Raw genomic sequence first — 18,271 nt, 5'->3', positions numbered from 1 at the left:
CCATGTGCCGAGTGGTCGACCTGCAACAGGCGGTTCTCGCCAAGAACGACGGGGCCGCACAGGCCCTGCGCGCCGAACTCACCGCCCGCGGCACGACGGTCGTCAACATGCTGTCCAGTCCGGGCAGCGGCAAGACCGCCCTGCTGGAGCGCGAACTCCTGCTCGCCCGGGAGCGGGGCGTGGCCGTTGCCGCCCTGACCGCGGACCTGGCCACCGAGAACGATGCGGTACGGCTGGCCCGTTCGGGGGCGCCGGTCAAGCAGGTGCTCACCGACGGGCTCTGCCACCTGGAAGCCGTGATGCTGGGCCGCCACCTGCACGGCTGGCTGCCCGAGGAGACGCGGCTGCTCTTCGTCGAGAACGTCGGCAACCTGGTCTGCCCGGCCTCGTACGACCTCGGGGAGTCGCTGCGCGTGGTCCTCGCGTCCGTGACCGAGGGCGAGGACAAGCCGCTGAAGTACCCGACGGCCTTCGGGCTGGCCCAGCTCGTCATCGTCACCAAGACCGATATCGCGCAGGCCGTCGACTTCGACGAGGCGGCCTTCCGCGCGAACGTCCAGCGGGTCAACCCGGGGGTGGAGGTGGCACTCACCTCGGCCCGCACCGGCGAGGGCCTCGGCCTCCTGCTGGACCGGGCACAGGCGGTCGGCGCGGGAGCCGCGGCGCACATCCCGGTGATGGCCCGCGCGTGCGCTCCGGCGCAGAGCGCCGCTGCGGTCGGCGGCCACAACCACAGCCACGTGCACGGCGACCATGACCACGCCCAAGACCACGACCACGACGACCACCACCACCACCACCACGGTCACCCGCACCGGCCGGAGAGCGGGCACGAGCACGAGCACGGGCACGGGCACAGCCATGACCACGGCCCGGAGCACGCACCGATGCCGACCGGCACTCCGGCGACAGGGCGAGCACGCGGGCAGAGCCTCTGATGGATTCCGTACAGCGCCGCCGGGTCACCGTCCAGGGCGTGGTGCAGGGCGTCGGCTTCCGGCCGTACGTCTACGCCCGCGCCACCGGGCTGGGGCTGGCCGGGCACGTCACCAACACCCCGGAGGGCGTGGTGACCGAGGTCGAGGGAGCGGCGGCCGCCGTCTCCGCGTTCTGCGAGCGCCTCGCGGCGGACGCGCCGCCGCTGGCCGTGGTGGACGCAGTGGACCACTGCGAGGTGCCGGTGGTCGGCGGCGCCGGATTCGCGATCATCGCCTCCCGGAGCGGCGGCCCGGCCCGGACCCTGATCTCCCCGGACACGGCCACGTGCGCCGCCTGCCTCGCGGAGCTGGCGGATCCGGCCGACCGGCGCCACCGCCACCCCTTCATCACGTGCACGCACTGCGGCCCCCGCTTCACGATCGTCACCGGGCTGCCCTACGACCGCGCGCAGACCACCATGGCCGGCTTCCCGATGTGCCCCGACTGCGCCCGCGAGTACGCCGATCCGGCCGACCGCCGCTTCCACGCCCAGCCCGTCGCCTGCCCGGCCTGCGGTCCCCGGCTGCGGCTGCTGGTCGACGGCGGGGGGCGGGACCCGTACGAGCACACCGGTACGGATCCGGTCGCCGAGGCGCGCCGCATGCTGGCCCGGGGCGCGATCCTGGCGGTCAAGGGGCTCGGCGGATACCACCTGGCCTGCGACGCCACCCGGCCCGAGGCCGTGGCGGAACTGCGCCGGCGCAAGTCGCGCGACGACAAGCCCTTCGCCGTGATGGCACGCGATCTCGCCGAAGCGGAGCGGCTGGCGCACCTCGGCCCCGAGGAACGCGACCTGCTCACCGGCAGCGTGCGGCCCATCGTGCTGCTCCGCAGGCGGGCCGGCGTCCCCGGACCGGCCGAGGAGGTCGCGCCGCGCAGCCCCGACCTCGGCGTCATGCTCCCGTACACCCCGCTCCACCACCTGCTGTTCGGACTTCCGGGCGATCCCCCGGGGCCGGCGCTGCTCGTCATGACCAGTGGGAACCTCGCGGGTGAGCCCATCGTCACCGAGGAGGACGAGGCCCTGGAACGGCTGGCCGGTCTCGCCGACGGCTGGCTCACGCACGACCGGCCCATCCACGTCCCGTGCGACGACTCCGTGGTGCGGGTCTGCGACGGCGCCGAGCTGCTGGTCCGGCGTTCGCGCGGCTACGCCCCGCTGCCGCTGCCGCTGCCGTTTCCGGTCCCCGCCACGCTGGCGACGGGGGGCGATCTGAAGAACGCCCTCTGTCTCGGGGAGGGCCGCCGGGCCTGGTTGTCGGCGCACATCGGCGACATGGACGACCTGGCCACCCAGATCGCCTTCGAGCGGGCCGAACGGCAGCTGGAGTCCGTCACCGGAGTCTCGCCCGTCCTGCTGGCCGCCGACCGGCATCCCGGCTACCGGTCGGGCCGGTGGGCGGCCCGCAACGCGGGGGGCCGGCCGCTGGTGCGCGTCCAGCACCATCACGCGCACATCGCGGCCGCTCTGGCCGAACACGGCCTGGACGGCGGCCGCCGGGTGATCGGCGTCGCGTTCGACGGCACCGGCTACGGCGACGACGGCGCGGTGTGGGGCGGCGAGGTGCTCCTCGCCGACTACGCCGGCTACACCCGTTTCGCCCACCTCGCGTACGTGCCTCTGCCGGGCGGTGACGCCGCGGTGCAGCGGCCGTACCGGATGGCCCTGTCCCACTTGCGGGCGGCGGGCATCCCCTGGGATCCGGACCTGCCGTGTACGAGCAGCTGTCCCGAGGAGGAACTCCGGGTGCTGTCGCGGCAGTTGGAGCTCGGCTTGAACTGTGTTGCCACGTCCAGCATGGGACGGCTCTTCGATGCCGTCTCCTCCCTGACGGGCATCTGCCAGTACTCCGGGTACGAGGCCCAGGCCGCGATGGAGCTCGAATCCGCCGCGCTGCGGGCGGTGGAACGCACGGGGCACGGGGCGGTACCGGACTCGGACACCGGCCCCGTCTCCGGGCCCGGACAGCTCCCTTACACCTTCGCCCTGAACGGGCCGGCACCCGGCCTCGAGGCCCCCGTCACCGCCGATCCGACCCCCCTGCTGACGTCGGTGGTGGCCGACCTGCGGGCGCGGGTGGATCCGTCCGTGATCGCGGCGCGCTTCCATGCCGCCACCACGGGACTGGTCGCGGAGCTGTGCGTTCTGGCGCGCGAACGGCACGCGCTGGACACGGTGGTGCTGACCGGCGGGGTCTTCGCCAACACCCTGTTGTCCTCGGCCTGCGCCCGCGTGCTGCGCGAGCGCGGCTTCACCGTACTGCGGCACCGCCAGGTCCCGCCGAACGACGGCGGGCTGGCACTCGGTCAGCTCATGGTGGCGGCCGCCCGCGGCGCCACCGACCCCCCACAGCGAGGAGAGGCCCATGTGCTTGGCGGTACCCGGCAGAGTGCTTGAGATCGCGGAGAAGGACGGAACCCGCATGGCCACGGTCGACTTCGGCGGCGTACAGAAGGAGGTGTGCCTGGAGTACCTGCCCGACCTCCAGGTCGGCGAGTACGCCATCGTCCACGTGGGCTTCGCCCTGCAGCGCCTGGACGAGGAGTCCGCCAAGCAGACCCTTGAGCTCTTCGCCGAACTCGGCATGCTCCAGGAGGAGTTCGGCGACCCGTGGGAGCTGGCGGCGGATGCCGCCGACGGGGGCGAGGGAGGTCCGCGGTGAAGTACATCGACGAGTTCCAGGACCCTGCCCTCGCTCGGCGGCTCCTGGACGACATCCACTCCGCGGTGACCCGGCCCTGGGCGCTGATGGAGGTGTGCGGCGGCCAGACCCACACCATCATCCGGCACGGAATCGATCAACTCCTCCCAGATCAGGTGGAGTTGATTCACGGACCGGGCTGTCCCGTCTGCGTCACCCCGTTGGAGGTCATCGACAAGGCCCTGGAGATCGCCTCCCGGCCGGGCGTGATCTTCTGCTCCTTCGGCGACATGCTCCGCGTCCCCGGAACCGGCCGGGACCTGTTCAGGGTCCGCAGCGAGGGCGGTGACGTACGGGTGGTCTACTCGCCGCTCGACGCCCTGACCATCGCCCGGCAGAACCCGGACCGGGAGGTCGTGTTCTTCGGCATCGGCTTCGAGACCACGGCCCCGCCGAACGCGATGACGGTCCATCAGGCGAAGAAGCTGGGCATCCCCAACTTCAGCCTGCTGGTCTCCCACGTCCGGGTTCCCCCCGCCATCGAGGCCATCATGCGCTCCCCCAGCTGCCGGGTGCAGGGCTTCCTCGCCGCCGGGCACGTGTGCAGCGTGATGGGGATGGCGGAGTACCCGGAGCTCGCGGCGCGGTACCGGGTGCCGATCGTGGTGACGGGCTTCGAGCCGCTGGACATCCTCGAAGGCGTACGCCGGACCGTGCTCCAGCTCGAACGGGGCGAGCACACCGTGGAGAACGCCTACGCGCGCGCCGTCCGCCCGGAGGGCAACCCCGCCGCCCTCGCCATGCTGGAAGACGTCTTCGAGGTCACGGACCGGGCCTGGCGCGGCATCGGGATCATCCCGGACAGCGGCTGGCGACTGTCCGAACGCTACCGCGAGTTCGACGCCGAGCACCGCTTCTCGGTCACCGGGATCACCACGCGGGAGCCCGCCGAGTGCCGCAGCGGCGAGGTGCTCCAGGGACTCATCAAACCGCACGAGTGCGAGGCCTTCGGCACCCTGTGCACACCGCGCTCGCCGCTCGGCGCCACGATGGTCTCCAGCGAGGGCGCCTGCGCCGCGTACTACCTCTACCGCCGGCTCGACCTCCAGGCCGCGCCGGCCTCCCCGACGACATCGCTGGAGGCGAGCCCCGTTGGCTGAGACCGCACCGCTGGACATCACCGGCTGGACCTGCCCGGCCCCGCTGCGCGACCATCCACGGGTGGTGATGGGCCACGGAGGAGGCGGCGCGCTGTCCGCCGAACTCGTCCAGCACCTCTTCCTCCCGGAGTTCGGCGGCGCTGCCCTCGCCCAGCTCGGGGACTCCGCCGCGCTCACCCTCGGCGGAGTCCGGCTCGCCTTCTCCACGGACTCCTACGTCGTGCGCCCTCTGTTCTTCCCGGGCGGCTGCATCGGTGACCTCGCGGTCAACGGCACGGTCAACGACCTGGCGATGTCGGGGGCCGAACCGGCCTATCTCTCCTGTGGGTTCATCCTGGAGGAGGGCGTGGAACTGTCCGTGCTCTCGCGGGTGGCCCGCGCGATGGGCGAGGCGGCCCGCGCCGCGGGCGTGGAGGTGGTCACCGGGGACACCAAGGTCGTGGAGAGCGGGCACGGGGACGGCGTCTACATCAACACCGCGGGCATCGGCGTCATCCCTGCGGGGGTGGACCTGCGCGCGCAGCGGGTCGTACCGGGCGACGTGGTCATCGTCAGCGGTGAGATCGGGCTGCACGGCGTGGCCATCATGAGCGTGCGCGAAGGCCTGGAGTTCGGGGTGGACGTGGAGAGCGACTGCGCTCCGCTGGCCGGCCTCGTACGGAGCATGCTCGCGGTCACCCCGGACCTGCACGTCCTGCGCGACCCCACCCGGGGCGGTCTGGCCGCCGCCCTCAACGAGATCGCCGCGGCCTCCGGCACCGGCGTCCTCGTCCACGAGGCGCGGGTGCCCGTGCCCCCGGCCGTCGCGAACGCCTGCTCGATCCTCGGCCTGGACCCGTTCTACGTGGCCAACGAGGGCAAGCTCGTGGCCTTCGTGCCCGTCGAGCACGCCGAGGCCGTGCTCGACGCGATGCGGGCGCATCCGCTGGGGCGCGGGGCGACCGTCATCGGCGAGGCCGTGGAGGCCCACCCCGGCATGGTCGTGGCCCGGACCCGGCTGGGCGGCACCCGCGTGGTGGACCTGCCGATCGGGGAGCAGCTGCCGCGGATCTGCTGATTGCGGCGCGCGGGACGGGGCAGGCGCCCCCCGTGCACCGGGTCCCCGTACGGACGGAGCCCGCGGAGGTGCACGGGAGCCCGACCGGAGGTGAAGCGCATGGAGCGGCGGACCACTGAACCGCACCCCGAGCCGGCGCCGGAAGGCCCCGGTCCCACACCGGAGGGGCCGGACGCCCTGCCCCGCGACCCGGTGCCCGCGCGTCCGGATCCCGGCCCCGGCCCCGAGGACCCCGACCCGGTTCCCGCGCAGCCCTCGCCCGGCGAGCGGCCCGTGGTGCCGGAACCCCCCGACTGAAGGAGGCGAATCCGGTGCGCATCGCCTTTCTGACCGCGCCCGAGGGCGTGGAGGAGATCGAGCTCACGGAGCCCTGGAAGGCCGTCGAACGGGCCGGCTGGAACCCGCAGCTGGTGTCGACCGGACCGGGCCGGGTCCGCGCCTACCACCATCTCGACAAGGCCGGCACCTTCCCCGTCGACCACGTCCTCGCCGGCGACACCTCGGACGCCTTCGACGCCCTCGTGCTGCCCGGCGGGCTCGCCAACCCGGACGCCCTGCGGCTGAACGAGCGGGCCGTCGGGTTCACGCGCAGCTTCTTCGAGACGGGCAAGCCCGTCGCTGCGATCTGTCACGCACCGTGGCTGCTGGTGGAAGCGGACGTCGTCCGGGGCCGCACGCTGACCTCGTGGCCGAGCCTGGCCACGGACATCCGCAACGCCGGGGGCACCTGGGTGGACGAACCCCTGCGCGTGTGCGAAGCGGCGCCCTCGACGCTCGTCACCAGCCGCAAACCGGACGACCTCGACGCCTTCTGCGCGGCGCTCGTCGAGGAATTCGGGAACGTGAACGGGCACGGGCGGTCCTGACGCGGGCGCTTCCCGGTACACGCCTGTGAGCGCCCGCGGCACACGCCGGGGGCACTCGCGGCATACGCCGGGGGCGCCGCACGGTCCGAGCCGGTCGGCCGCACGGGTCATCGCGGGTGTTCGCACCCTGAACCAGCGCGCCGCGCGGCCCGTGCTCAGACGGCGGGCATACCGTCCGTACGCGGACCACCGCACCGCCGCCACCGACCCGGACCGGAGGAACCCCGTGCCGACACCCGGAGAACCCACTCCACCGACCCGACAGGCCCCCGCCGCCGCACGCACGCACGGGCAGCCGACGCAGGCGGGCAACTGGGCCGTCGGGATGCTCATGGCCACGACACCCTGCTCGGCCCGCGACGCGCTGCGCATCCTCGCGACGGCCGCGGACCTGGCCGACGTCGCCGTCGAGGACCTGGCTGCCGCGATGACCGCAACCGCGTGCGGCACGGCCCTGCCCGCCCGCCTCGAACGCGCCCTGCGCCGCTCCGTCGAAGCCGCCCGGACCCGCGGGCCGGCGGGCGGTCCCCGCGCTGCCGGGCTCGCGCCGAACCCCGCCCGGACCGAGGAGGTCCTGACCCGTCTGCGGGGCTGCCAGGCCCGGCTCGCGGCCGCACCCCAGGACCCCGCGGCCCTGCGGGCCATGGACGACACCGCGTACACCTTGTGCGTACTGATGGGCAGGCCGACCGCCCTCGAAGCCATCATCGCGGCGGAGGAGCAGCTCGCCGGCGTGCTCTAAGGCGCGGCCACGACACGCCCCGGGGGGGCCGCCCGGTCAGCCCTTGGCGGTGTAGCGGACACGGGCCCACAGGGGCAGCACGAACCAGCACAGCACGTACCAGGCGAACACTCCGCCGACGAGCCACGGCGCGAGGGCGTTGTCGGTGGCGACCCTGAGGACGAGGAGCAGGGCCGAGGTGCTCGTGGCCAGGAGCAGCAGGAGGCCGGTGAAGGTCAGGCGCGCGGCCCAGGCGACGGCCTCGGGCTTGATCCTGCGCCCGGAGACGAGACGGTGGAAGGCCACCGGGCCTATCAGGGCGCCGGTCGACAGGGATCCCAGGACCACGGTCACGACGTAGATCGTCTTCTCGGTCTGCGCGAGCCCCGCGAACACGGGGGTGAAGGCCACCGTGAGCAGGAAACCGAACAGGATCTGGACACCCGTCTGGGCGACCCGGATCTCCTGGACCAGTTCCTGCCATTGCCGGTCCGCGCGTTCCTCCGCCGACTCGTCCCGTCCCGCCTGCTCCGTCCCGTTCGCCATCGGGCCGCCTCTCTGAAGGGGTGTCTTCGCCCTCGTCTACCCCCGGGCTCCCGCATCATGTTCCGCGGTGCCCCCGCCGCGGGATGCGCAAGCGCACGGCAGCCACGTACTCGGCCCGGCCGGTGAGCCGGCGGTCGGGCAGGCCTCCCGTCAGGCTGCCCTGCTCGAACCGCGGCCGGAACCGGTGTCGGAGGCGGTGAGCGCCTCGCGGAGTTCGTCGCGCGTCATGGTCGAGCGCCCGGGGATCCCCGCCGCCGCGGCCCTCTCGTAGAGCTCCGCCTTGGTCATGCCGGCCGGGTCCTCCGCCTCGGGCGTACCGCTTGCACGGTTCCCCACATGTGTCGAGGGCTTCCCGTGCTTCGCGCGCTTCCCCTGCTTCCCCCGGGAGCCGCCGGCCCGCTCGACGCTGGCACGCAGCACCTCCGCGAGGTCGACCACGTTGGTCGACTCGGCCGCGGGCTCCGCCTTCTCCACGCTCTCGCCCGCCCGCTTCGCCTTGATCAGGGTGGCGACCTTCTCCCGGAACGTGTCGTGGAACTCCTCGGGCTTCCACTCCATGCTGAGCGCCTCGACCAACTGCTCGGCCATGCGCAGTTCCTTCTGCGAGGCCTTGGCCCTGCGCGGCAGGGAATCGATCTCCGCACGGGGATCGCGGATCTCGTCGGCCCAATGGAGCGTGTGGCAGGTGAGCAGGCCGTTCTCCGCCTTCACGGCCACCAGGTACTCGTGGCTGCGCATCACGAATCTGGCGATCCCCGCCTTCTCCGCCTTGGCGAGGGCCTGCTCGATGAGGCTGTAGATCTTCCCGTACTCCTTGCCCTTCGGCGCCAGGTAGTACGTCGCGTCGAAGAAGATCGGATCCACCTCGGCCAGGTCCACGAACCCCTCGATGTCGAGCGATCTGGAGCGGCCCGGCGCGATCTCGTCCAGCTCCTCCGGCTCGACGAGCACGTATGCGTCACCGTCGTCGAAGCCCTTGACGATCTCCTCGAAGGGCACCTCCTCGCCGGTCCGCTCGTTGACCCGCTTGTTGCGGACCCGGTCGGAGGTGCCCCGCTGCAGCTGATGAAAGTGGATGGTGTGGCTGTCGGTCGCCGTGTACAGGCCCACGGGCAGGCTGACCTTCTCTGAACTAAGGGGCTGACCGAGTGCTCTGACCACTGCTCGCTTCTGCTCGCGGTGGTGGTCGCCGACGCACAAGATCGCGCCTTGTCGATACTCACGGAAAAGACCCGCGAGTACACCCTCCTCAGCAGACGTCTGGACTCAGCGGCCACAGCCATCGCCGCCCTCCACCACGACAACACTCAACTCCGCTAAGAACTCTCATCCGCCTCTGATGGCCGCGTCACTTCACCCGGCCCCCGAAGCGCATGAAGCCCATCCCCACACCACGAAGAGAGGCCACGCCTCGTGAGAAACACGAATCGCGAAGAACAAGGCTTCCCTCTCGGGGTCACGGCCGATGCGAACACTCCAGGATCCGGCCGTCGACGGTCCCAATGAGCAAGTGTCCTTGGGGCGCCACAGCGATGGACAGTGCGGTGGTCGGTGCTCCGTCAATCTCAAGATCGATATGCCATCGCACCGAGCCGTCGTCAGCGTCCAGCGCGGTCAGAGCGCCGGAGTTGTAGGCCACGTAGACGGTGTGCCCGTCGGTGTCGAGGGCGGTGGCGGGGTGATCGGTGCGGTGTTGCCACCGCACTGAGCCGTTTAGGGATCGCCGCACTACGTAGGCGCCACCAGGTTGGAGTCCTTGGCCGTGATGGACGGCGCCGGCATAGACCAGGGACTGCCCGATTTCGGCTGCGGGACCCCCGAAATGATGTTCTGCCGGTTCCCAGGAGTGGGGGAAGAGCCGCCGCGAAGTCCCATCGGGGTCCAGGGCGGTGACCCACTTGTCCCTGTGTGGCTTGTCCGGGTCAGTGCCGACCAGGACGTACGGGCGGCTTGCGCGACGGACTGCGAACGGGTGATTGAACACGTCGAAGTGGCCGACCTCCGGACCGTTCACCGGACCGTCGAGGTCAAACATCATCAGCCGTTCGGGGTGCTTGCGGCGGCCGTCCAACGGCCTCAGGATCGTCCTCTGGCCGCCCGGGACGAGAACCGTAAACACGCCTGGGCTCAGGGTCTCCAGCACCTGCCCTGTGTCGACGGCGATCCGGGCGACTCGGGGTGCGGATGTCTCCCAGCGCCTTCCCTTGCGCCGACTGCGGCGTTCGGCGTTCGTCCAGACCGATGCGCCGTCGGAGGCCGGAACCAGCTGTCGGCCGCCTTCCTCATCCTCGACCGCCCATTGCAGGTCTCCTGACGGCAGCCACGACTCCGCCAGGATCCCGTCCAAAGCGGCCAGCACGCGGCCGTCCTCGGTACCTTCGACAGCCCATACCCGTCGGCGTACGGACCACTGCCGACCGGCGGAGGACGCGAGGTCCGCGAGGATTTGGCGGGCTTCCGCGCTGTGATCCGGCTGAACGACCGGTTCCGCGGGGGCGGCCAGTTCCTCGGCTCCGATCGTCCCCTGCCCGACGGCGCCCCAGTCTGAGCGAGCCACAACGACCGCATGCCCTTGCTCGTGTGCCTGTGGGTTTTCCCAGTCGTCATACGGCGCCAAGAGCAGACGAAGTGCCGTATCGCTGCTCCATTCCACGCCGAGCACTTCCCGCGGGTGCGGCAGGGCGGACACCACGTCCCCGGAGTCCAGATGGACCAGCAGCAGCTCACCTTCGAACGAATAGCCGCCGTCGTAGCGCCCCGTACCAACGGCCAACAGGGGAAGAACAGGGTGGAAGGCGAGGGACCGAACGGGGTACCAAGACCGGACCAGGTTCCGACACCTCAGCCCGTCCTGCTCATAGACACCGATCCGGTGCCCCGTCCATCGGGAGTCCGCGGTCGCACTGCCGCTCCACTGGACATGTCCGAGGTCCCCGCCCACAGCGACCGTCCGCGAGCGCTCATCAGCGACGGCCAGTGCGGGTTCTCCGATCTCGGCGAATGGGCCGTCGCCGAGCACACGTCGGACTATCGGTGCGAGGGTCATACAGGGTTCCTCCCAGGGCGGTACATGAACGACCGCCGTCCCTGGCGCGGCACGGCGGCAGCTCATGATCCCGTCGGGCGGCGGGGTAGACCAACGGATTTCATCCGGGCAAAGCGCTGACCGTACAGCCGTGCCCGCCTGAGTGAACGTGACGAGCTGACGGCATTGAATCCCCGTGCTCCGCGAGACACCCAAATGGAACATCTACATGGCCACCACACCCACCGAACTTACGAAAGGATCAGTAAAATCCGAACGGCGTTTGGAGGCGCTGGGCTGCTGGGACGTGCTGCGGTTCACCCATGCCGATCCGTCCTAGGCATCGGTAGCCCGAGCATGACCGGCTGGCCCGGGGCCGCCGAGTCGATCTGCCTGATCTTGGATTGGGCCCCGGCGAGGCTGACGCGGAGGCCCTCGATCTCGCCGAGCCAGCCTTCGTGCTCGGCTTCGCTGATCCGGTCCAGGAGGTTGTCGCGGATCTCCACGAGCCGGCCGCGCTGGGCTGGGTCCGGGCGCAGGAGGGAGCAGCGGACGCAGGCGTGTTCGTGGATGCAGGCGGTGCCGTAGGCGCGGGCGCAGGTGCCGACGGAGAGTTTGCGGCGTTCGAAGTGGCCGAGGAAGTCCTCCCACTCGGCGTCGGTGGGGGTGCGGTACTCCTCGGCGGGGCGCAGGGTGCGGCGCCGGTTGATGAAGGCGCGGTGGGCTTCGATGGTCTCGGTGGGGTAGACGGCGTTGTAGCCCATGGTGGTGTTCATGTCGGCATGGCCGGCGATGACCTGGGCGATGTGGGGCGGCAGGCCGGAGCGGATGGCGTCGGTGATGAACATCCGCCGGAAGTCGTGGGGGGCGAAGTCCAGGGGCTGACCGGTTGTGTCGGTGAGTCCGATGAAGTTGAGGACCTCTCCCAGGGCTCTTCGGATCAGCTCGCCGGTCATGCGGGATCGCTCTCCGGCCCAGTCCCATTGGAACAGCAGTGGAGCGGGCGGGCTCCAGGTGCGCTCCTCGTAGTCGTAGGCAGCCAGCAGGGGAATCGTGCCCGTCTTTGGGTCGCGGACCCGGCGGATGACGGCGGAGAGGACGTCGGCGAGTTCGGGGCTGACCAGCAACACACGCTCTTGGTCGTTCTTGGAGGGGGCGATCTGGAGGAGGGGAACGATTTCGCCGGTCGTGGGCAGCCGGTACTGGACCAGGGCGTGGTGGCTGGCCTCCAGCATCTCCTCGATGCGGGCGCCGGTGTGGCGCAGGAACTCCACCGCTGCCCAGGCCCAGAATGCGCGGTGCTCGGCGCGGTCGAAGTGGATGAGCTTGCTGGCTGTGTCACGGGCGCTGTCGCCGCCGTGTTCGGTGCGGATGAAGGAGCCGCCGGCCACGGTGAAAGCCGCGCCTTGCGGTACGGCTCGCAGCGCTTCGAGGCACGCCAGGCGGTGGCGATGGTGGTCGAGGGCGGCCCGCGCGAAGGCAGCCGTTCGCGTGTGCGCTGGTCCATCCGGGCCTTGATCCGTTTGGTGCGCTTGCCGTTCAAGGTCTCTGCTTCCTTGATCGGGCATCGGACCGCCCATGCTCCCCACCGGGTCGGCTCTTCCGCTGCCCAGCGCGCGATATCGAGGTAGAGCGCGCGGACGGACATCAGCACCATGGCCTTGTCCGCCCGCTCGACCACCGTCTCCTCCACCGTGCCATCCGGTCGCCGGCGTCGTTGGATTCGGGTCCGCAGGCGTTCCTTCCACGCGGCGGCCACTTCGGGGGGAAGGTAGAGAGAGGCAATGCCGGGGTGGTGCCGTTCCAGGTCTGACCAGAAGTTCCTGGTCAGGTGGCGGGCAAGGCCGTCCAACGAGGCGTAGTCCAGTCGGGGGCGGCGCTCTTCCAGGTAGTCGATCAGCAGCTCGCGAATAGGTGCACACTCCACACCGTGCCGGTCGACGAGCTGCTCGGTAGTGAGTTGGCCGGTGACCCGGCTGAGTAGCCGCAGCGTCGCCGGTGCGTCGGACGGTAGATCGCCGAGCTCCCGCAGCCACGAGTAGAACAGGCTGCTCCCGCCCTCGCCCCGTACGAGCGTGTGGTGCTCGATCGCGTCGCCGACGGTGATGTCCGCCAGGCTGCCGCCCTTGGCGAGGAGAATCCGGGCCAGTGCACGGCGGGACTTGCCGGCCCCGAGCTCTTCCCACCGCTTCGGTCCGACGTGTGCCTTCAGCCGTGCGTATCCGGCAGGATCACGGACCTCCTCGACGAAGTCCCGCAGATGGTTGCTGCTGTGGCCGGACAGCCAGGACACCGGGAGCCGCAGCACATCAGCTCCGGCCAGCAACAGCAGGCCCGACAAAACGGTGGACCGCCGCTTCACCTCGGTGACCGAAGTGACCCACGCGTGCCCGTCATCGGCCCATGCGCGCGCGGATGCCGACGCGGGGGAGGCTTCCCACCGTTCCTGCCAGCTGCTTCCTGAGAAGGTGGCCAGCCAGGTGAGGATCGCGCGTGCTCCCGTGAGCCGGTACCAGCGTGTGTTGATGCTGGCCCCGGTGTACGGCGGCAGCTGGAGCGCGGTGAGTACCTCGTCCGCGGACCTGCACGTCATTGGCCAGCTCGTCCCGGCTGCACGGGCAGGGAAGCGGGCGCGGGCCTGTTCCAGGGGGCCGCCCGCGGCCTGGGGCACTGGCCGCCGTTCGCCTGGGCCGGCGCTGGGCGTACCCGTGAGGTGCCGGACGCGGGACGTCACAGGGATCCTCCGAACAGGTCGTTGAGAGCCTGGGGCCGATACCCGGCTGCGGGCACTGCCGGGATGCGTGCCAGCCGCTCTTGGCGCAGATGATGTGCCCGTACGGCCTCGATGATCTCGTCGCGCCCGGCCGGCACGTAGATCTGCGTGGTGGTCAGGTGGGCGTGGCCAAGAACCCACTGCACGTCCGTCAACGCCAGCTTCGGATCCCGGGCCATCCGGTACGCGGCCGTGTGCCGTAGGTCGTGAAGTGTCCAGTTCGCCTCCAGCAGGGTGTTGGCCCGGTTCAGCATCGCCCGGGCGGCGTGATAGTTCAGCGGCCGAAACGGTCGGCGCAACGTCCACCACAACGGCGCCGCCGGATCCCGGGGCGTTCCCGCCCGCCATGACTCCTCCTGGTAGAGCCTTAACCACACGAAGGCGTCAGGGGATGACGGAAGCTGCTGGTAGGCGCGCGTACCCTTCCGGATGACCCCCAACAGCTGATCGCCGGGAAGCGGATCCTGCTGTCGGCTCGTCAACAGCTCCTCTGTGCGGGCACCGTTGGAGACCCAGAACGCCAGTAGAGCCCGGTCCCGGTTGTATTTCAGAGCGGCGAACAGCTCATTGAACCGGTGGTCTGGGATCCGCCGCGGCAACCGGGTGGGTACGGACGGCCGGTAGCGGCCGCCGCTCGTCACGCGGAGAGAGCGCCCCGTTCCTGGAGGGCGTCGACGATCCCGGCCGGCGGGAAACGGGTTGATGATCGGGCCCGTTCCCTCCTCCAGGTGGAAGGCGTAGAACGACCTCAGCACCGCTTCGCTGTGCACCCGAGTCCTGGCCGAGTACATCACCCCCGGTGAGGCCCGGCCGGTCACTGCGTTCGGCACCCCCGGCAGCGGCCGCGCCAGAGGCGGGGTGGACGCCCCCTGTGACTTGCGGCGCCAGTGGACGCGAACCGGCTTCGGCGCGATCTGCATCCACCGGGCGAAGTCCCGGGCATCCACTCGCCTGACCCGGTTCCATGCCAGCCCCCAACCGGCCAGGAACCGCCACCAGCGCAGCAGATCCATCCCATACGACCGGACCGTCGCCGGTGGTCGGCCGCAGGCTTGAAGCTCAGCGAAGAACCGCTCCACTGGCTCCACCACGGCTCCGTCTGCGTCCAGCAACACGTACGGCCGCGCCGGATCCGCCGACTCCACCAACCCACCCGATTCCGGCAGCGTGAAGCCGACCAGATCCCGGTCAGAACCACCTGTCTCAAGCATGGCCGGGAAGCTAGCAGAAACCCTCCCTGACCTGCGAATACGCACTCTTTAGTTCAGTCAACGGGACAGGCCGAAGCTCAGCACGCCCGCCCACACTGGTCTCGCCATGTCCACCACCACCGTTCTCCTCTCGTGCGCCCGCGCAGTCGCGGATGCACGTGCGGGCGTCCTCCAGCGTGGTCTGCGGGCTGCTCGAGGGCGTCACGTCCCGATCGGTTCGCCGGTCCGTCCATGGGCCACGTGCCCGCCCAGCGCACCGCTCACCGCGAGGGCTGCCAGACCGGCCAGGGACCAGCCCCGGCCCTTGAGGGTGTGCCCGCGCACCCTCGACGCGAGGGACAGCGTGTAGCAGGCGATCACGGCCACGTTCGACACGGCGTGGGCCAGTCCGACCCGGGCGCGCGGCAGCGGCAGCTCCGCCCAGTCCACCCAGCCCGCGACGGCCGCCGGCGCCGCACCCGCCAGGCCCACGGCCGTGAGTGTCCCCGCCGTGGGTTGTCCGCCGGGCACCGCGTCCAGCACCGCGGCGGACAACCAGCAGCCGACCGGGACGTGGACCAGCACGGGATGCAGGGGATGCCCGAGCTGCCTGCCGCGCAGGACGTCGCGTACGCCGCCCAGTGGGAGGGCGCGGATCCGCTGCTGGAGCGCACGGACGGCCCGATCCCCGCCGGAGGTCCGCTCGATGGCGTCGAGGGCCTTGAGCCACGCCCCGGACACCGGGTCGAGGGCATGCCCGGGAGTCTGTGGCACGGTGTTGATCTGCGCGTTCATGCGCGTCGCCGCCCTCCGTCGTCCCCGTGCTCGGTATCCGTTCTCTCCGTCTGCCGCATGCGGTGGGGCGGCTGCCGGAACAGGCGGTCCATCTGGCCGCGCACCGCTTCGAAGTCCTCCCAGCAGTTCCGCGCCGTCTCCTCGGAACGGGCCGTCTGCCTCCGGCCCCGATGTGTCCCCTTCACGGTTCTCTCCTTCGGCCCGTGGTCGTACGGTCGTACGTGCACCCCTCGCTCACGTCCGGCGCCTACCCGGAGAGGTGGTGCGCACACACGAGCCGACCGGCGCCGGTGGAGGTCATTGCGGCGGGAACAGCCGGACTCCCGTGTGGATGGTCTTGCCTCCCGGCCGGTGCCGGATCCGTACGCCGCTGCCGAGCCGATGGACCAGCGCCCAGCCCCATCCACCGCCGCCCTCCAGATCGGGCGCCCTCAGTCGCGGCTCCGCCGGGCTGTAGTCGGTGACGTCGATGGCGATCTCGTCGGGCTCGAGTGCGAGGTCCAGTACGCAGCCGTCGGCCGTGTGGCGGATGGCGTTGGTGACGAGTTCGCTGACGAGCAACAGCGTCGTGTCCCTGACCTCGGGGGCTACGGAGCGGCCGCCGCGCGAGGCGTCGTCGAAAAAGTGCCGGGTCAGGTCGCGGGCGGTAGCGGCCGCGGCCGTGCCGTCAAGATCGCTGTGCTGTCTCAGATGAAGAGTCATCCCCGCTCCCACGGCCGTCGTGTCACCGGCCGGGCGCGCCCGGCCCGTCGTCCCCCGCCGCGGCCCGCTCGACGCGTTCCGGGTCGGACGGTGGCGAGCCGGAGCCGGTACCCGTCCGCGACGGAACTCCGGGCGGGCGCCCGTGCTCGTCGACCATGGCGCCCTCGTCGGGCAGCAGCCCGGGGCGATGACCGCCCTGGGGCCGGCTGTCCCGGGGGTGGTCGGGACGTACCTGCTCCTCGCGTCCGATGCCCGGCCGCTGGCGCTTGGCGGCGTGCCCACCGGTGTCACCCCGTGCGGGGTCAGTCCGGGCCGGGTCGCTCCCTGCGGAGCCGCTCCCTGCCGCGGCCTTTTGTCCGTGCTCGCTCATGGCTGCCTCCTCCGTCGCGCCTGCCCCCTGCTGACCGCCTACCCCGCTCGGCCGCGACCAGACAGCGCGACCGGACCTCCCGTCCCGGCATTCCGCCGCGCGACACGGGTCGGCGGCACCGGGGACGGAGCCGCGGCCGTCGCACACGGCCGGGGCCTTGCGAGTGCGTCGAGCGGCGCGTGCTGGACGGCTTCGACGAGCCGCCTGCTGTGGGCCCAGACCGCGGCCCGCGCACGCACCGGCGAGCAGCCGCTCCGCTGGGCGAGGACGGCGCCGAGCACCAGCCTGCGGGTGCCGCCGACGTCCGCGTAGGCGGCCCACAGGACGTTGCCCCCGGCCGGGGTGCTGGTGCCCGTCTTGAGTCCGACGACGCCGTACCGGCCGAGGAGCCGGTTGGTGGTGCGTGCCTCACCCAGGTCGCCCGGGAGACGGACGGAGGGGGTGGCGACGATGGTTCGGAACACCTCGTCCCGCATGACCGTACGGGCCAGGAGGAGCAGGTCTTCGGCCGTGCTGGTGTTCCCGGTGTCCATGCCGCAGGAGCCGGTGAAGGTCGTACGGGCCATGCCCAGCTCCGCGGCCGCCTCGTTCATCCGGCGTACGAAGGCCGCCTCGGACCCGGCGGTCCAGCGGGCGAGGAGCCTGGCGATGTTGTTGCCCGAGGGGATCAGCAGGTAGGCGAGCAGCTGCCGCAGGGAGAACTCCTGCCCTTCCTCCACGGGCACGACCGATTCGACGGCGGAGCCCGACTCGCGGGCGGCAGCCCGGTCGGCGCGGACCACGGGACCGGAGTCCCCCGGGCCGAGCGGGTGCTCGCGCAGGACCACGTAGGCGGTCATCACCTTGGTGAGGCTCGCGATCGGCACCGGGATCTGCTCGCCGACCGTACCGAGGCTGCCGACCCCCTCCACCAGCACGCTCGCCTGACCCTCGTGGGGCCAGGGCAGCGCTGCCGTAGACACGGCGCGACGGGCGGCGGCGAGGGCCGCGTCACCGGCCCGGCAGGCCGCGAGGCGGCCGCGCCCGGGCAGCTCGGCGGACCGTCGGAGGAACGCGTGGACAGACATGACACTCCCGGGATCGGGTTCGCGGTGGGGGCAAGTGCCCTGCCGCGCCCGGAACGGTCCGGGCCCGGGTCGCCCGGCAGCGGGGGGCACACACCGGAGCATGGCCGCCCCACGCATCGGAACCCCGGCTGCCGTCCATCGGCAGGCGCTCCACCGTGTACCAGTTCCGCAGCAGCCGGAGCCGCAGCGCAGCCGCGTTCCCCGAGGGCGCCCGGGAAGGCCTGGACGTGGAACGTCGTGGGGTCCGCGGAGGGATCGCCGTACGCGTCGGTACGACCACGGCCACGGCCTCCGTCGCCCGTTTCCGGGGAGGGAGGCCGTGGCCGCTGACGTTTGGGCGTCGGTGTAGAGAAGTCGCCCTGCCGAGCTAGTCCTTGAG

At 71.4% G+C, this 18,271-nt stretch carries 17 protein-coding genes; 8 read left to right on the top strand and 9 right to left on the bottom strand.

The window, feature by feature from the left end:
• Window positions 1–2: 2 nt before the first annotated feature.
• The 8 genes from hypB to ACFVX6_RS25005 all read left to right on the top strand — a co-directional run bounded on the left by hypB (window position 3) and on the right by ACFVX6_RS25005 (window position 7,445).
• Complete coding sequence (hypB, locus tag ACFVX6_RS25040) at window positions 3–938, top strand: hydrogenase nickel incorporation protein HypB (protein ID WP_389694950.1); 936 nt, start codon at window positions 3–5, stop codon at window positions 936–938.
• Window positions 938–3,376, top strand: a complete 2,439-nt coding sequence (gene hypF, locus ACFVX6_RS25035) for a carbamoyltransferase HypF (RefSeq protein ID WP_389694948.1) — start codon at window positions 938–940, stop codon at window positions 3,374–3,376. Before hypB ends, hypF begins: the two co-directional genes overlap by 1 nt.
• Complete coding sequence (locus tag ACFVX6_RS25030; RefSeq protein WP_389694946.1) at window positions 3,345–3,641, top strand: HypC/HybG/HupF family hydrogenase formation chaperone; 297 nt, start codon at window positions 3,345–3,347, stop codon at window positions 3,639–3,641. The genes hypF and ACFVX6_RS25030 overlap by 32 nt, the downstream gene beginning before the upstream one ends.
• Window positions 3,638–4,780, top strand: a complete 1,143-nt coding sequence (hypD, locus tag ACFVX6_RS25025) for a hydrogenase formation protein HypD (protein ID WP_389694944.1) — start codon at window positions 3,638–3,640, stop codon at window positions 4,778–4,780. Before ACFVX6_RS25030 ends, hypD begins: the two co-directional genes overlap by 4 nt.
• On the top strand, window positions 4,773–5,837 hold the full coding sequence (gene hypE, locus ACFVX6_RS25020; RefSeq protein ID WP_389694942.1) for a hydrogenase expression/formation protein HypE: 1,065 nt from the start codon (window positions 4,773–4,775) through the stop codon (window positions 5,835–5,837). Before hypD ends, hypE begins: the two co-directional genes overlap by 8 nt.
• 99 nt (window positions 5,838–5,936) lie before the next feature.
• The gene (locus ACFVX6_RS25015; RefSeq protein ID WP_389694940.1) at window positions 5,937–6,134 is read left to right on the top strand and encodes a hypothetical protein; all 198 of its coding nucleotides are present in this window, start codon (window positions 5,937–5,939) and stop codon (window positions 6,132–6,134) included.
• A 14-nt stretch (window positions 6,135–6,148) separates the two neighbouring features.
• The gene (locus tag ACFVX6_RS25010; RefSeq protein ID WP_389694938.1) at window positions 6,149–6,703 is read left to right on the top strand and encodes a type 1 glutamine amidotransferase domain-containing protein; all 555 of its coding nucleotides are present in this window, start codon (window positions 6,149–6,151) and stop codon (window positions 6,701–6,703) included.
• 331 nt (window positions 6,704–7,034) lie between these two features.
• A complete protein-coding gene (locus tag ACFVX6_RS25005) occupies window positions 7,035–7,445 on the top strand; it encodes a DUF5133 domain-containing protein (protein ID WP_389694936.1) in 411 nt (136 codons plus the stop codon).
• Window positions 7,446–7,481: 36 nt separating this feature from the next.
• Here ACFVX6_RS25005 and ACFVX6_RS25000 read toward each other — a convergent pair whose 3' ends face one another.
• The 9 genes from ACFVX6_RS25000 to ACFVX6_RS24960 form a co-directional block, all read right to left on the bottom strand.
• A complete protein-coding gene (locus tag ACFVX6_RS25000) occupies window positions 7,482–7,970 on the bottom strand; it encodes a DUF6328 family protein (protein ID WP_389694934.1) in 489 nt (162 codons plus the stop codon).
• A gap of 150 nt (window positions 7,971–8,120) precedes the next feature.
• Window positions 8,121–9,080, bottom strand: a complete 960-nt coding sequence (locus tag ACFVX6_RS24995; RefSeq protein ID WP_389694932.1) for a Ku protein — start codon at window positions 9,078–9,080, stop codon at window positions 8,121–8,123.
• Window positions 9,081–9,426: 346 nt separating this feature from the next.
• The gene (locus ACFVX6_RS24990; RefSeq protein ID WP_389694929.1) at window positions 9,427–10,743 is read right to left on the bottom strand and encodes a PQQ-binding-like beta-propeller repeat protein; all 1,317 of its coding nucleotides are present in this window, start codon (window positions 10,741–10,743) and stop codon (window positions 9,427–9,429) included.
• A gap of 569 nt (window positions 10,744–11,312) precedes the next feature.
• Entirely contained in the window at window positions 11,313–12,386 is a 1,074-nt protein-coding gene (locus tag ACFVX6_RS24985; RefSeq protein WP_389694927.1) for a tyrosine-type recombinase/integrase, read from the bottom strand.
• Window positions 12,387–13,725: 1,339 nt separating this feature from the next.
• A complete protein-coding gene (locus ACFVX6_RS24980; protein WP_389694925.1) occupies window positions 13,726–14,979 on the bottom strand; it encodes a tyrosine-type recombinase/integrase in 1,254 nt (417 codons plus the stop codon).
• A 201-nt stretch (window positions 14,980–15,180) separates the two neighbouring features.
• Window positions 15,181–15,753, bottom strand: a complete 573-nt coding sequence (locus ACFVX6_RS24975; RefSeq protein WP_389694923.1) for a DUF2231 domain-containing protein — start codon at window positions 15,751–15,753, stop codon at window positions 15,181–15,183.
• Window positions 15,754–16,050: 297 nt separating this feature from the next.
• A complete protein-coding gene (locus tag ACFVX6_RS24970) occupies window positions 16,051–16,455 on the bottom strand; it encodes an ATP-binding protein (RefSeq protein ID WP_389694921.1) in 405 nt (134 codons plus the stop codon).
• A 22-nt stretch (window positions 16,456–16,477) separates the two neighbouring features.
• The gene (locus ACFVX6_RS24965; protein ID WP_389694919.1) at window positions 16,478–16,825 is read right to left on the bottom strand and encodes a hypothetical protein; all 348 of its coding nucleotides are present in this window, start codon (window positions 16,823–16,825) and stop codon (window positions 16,478–16,480) included.
• Window positions 16,826–16,863: 38 nt separating this feature from the next.
• Window positions 16,864–17,892 (bottom strand): D-alanyl-D-alanine carboxypeptidase family protein, encoded by a 1,029-nt coding sequence (locus tag ACFVX6_RS24960; protein ID WP_389694917.1) that lies wholly within the window; start codon window positions 17,890–17,892, stop codon window positions 16,864–16,866.
• Window positions 17,893–18,271 lie beyond the last annotated feature (379 nt).

It is taken from the genome of Streptomyces sp. NPDC058289, from assembly GCF_042880975.1.
Classification (GTDB): Bacteria; Actinomycetota; Actinomycetes; order Streptomycetales; family Streptomycetaceae; genus Streptomyces; species Streptomyces stoeckheimensis.
This window is presented reverse-complemented; position numbering and strand designations above follow the sequence as displayed.

Excerpts from the sequence above, each read along its gene's own strand:
- hypB (WP_389694950.1), top strand. The coding sequence starts at position 3 with ATGTGCCGAGTGGTCGACCTGCAACAGGCGGTTCTCGCCAAGAACGAC.
- hypF (WP_389694948.1), top strand. The coding sequence starts at position 938 with ATGGATTCCGTACAGCGCCGCCGGGTCACCGTCCAGGGCGTGGTGCAG.
- ACFVX6_RS25030 (WP_389694946.1), top strand. The coding sequence starts at position 3,345 with ATGTGCTTGGCGGTACCCGGCAGAGTGCTTGAGATCGCGGAGAAGGAC.
- ACFVX6_RS25015 (WP_389694940.1), top strand. The coding sequence starts at position 5,937 with ATGGAGCGGCGGACCACTGAACCGCACCCCGAGCCGGCGCCGGAAGGC.
- ACFVX6_RS25005 (WP_389694936.1), top strand. The coding sequence starts at position 7,035 with ATGGCCACGACACCCTGCTCGGCCCGCGACGCGCTGCGCATCCTCGCG.
- ACFVX6_RS25000 (WP_389694934.1), bottom strand. The coding sequence starts at position 7,970 with ATGGCGAACGGGACGGAGCAGGCGGGACGGGACGAGTCGGCGGAGGAA.
- ACFVX6_RS24980 (WP_389694925.1), bottom strand. The coding sequence starts at position 14,979 with ATGCTTGAGACAGGTGGTTCTGACCGGGATCTGGTCGGCTTCACGCTG.
- ACFVX6_RS24975 (WP_389694923.1), bottom strand. The coding sequence starts at position 15,753 with ATGAACGCGCAGATCAACACCGTGCCACAGACTCCCGGGCATGCCCTC.
- ACFVX6_RS24970 (WP_389694921.1), bottom strand. The coding sequence starts at position 16,455 with ATGACTCTTCATCTGAGACAGCACAGCGATCTTGACGGCACGGCCGCG.
- ACFVX6_RS24965 (WP_389694919.1), bottom strand. The coding sequence starts at position 16,825 with ATGAGCGAGCACGGACAAAAGGCCGCGGCAGGGAGCGGCTCCGCAGGG.
- ACFVX6_RS24960 (WP_389694917.1), bottom strand. The coding sequence starts at position 17,892 with ATGTCTGTCCACGCGTTCCTCCGACGGTCCGCCGAGCTGCCCGGGCGC.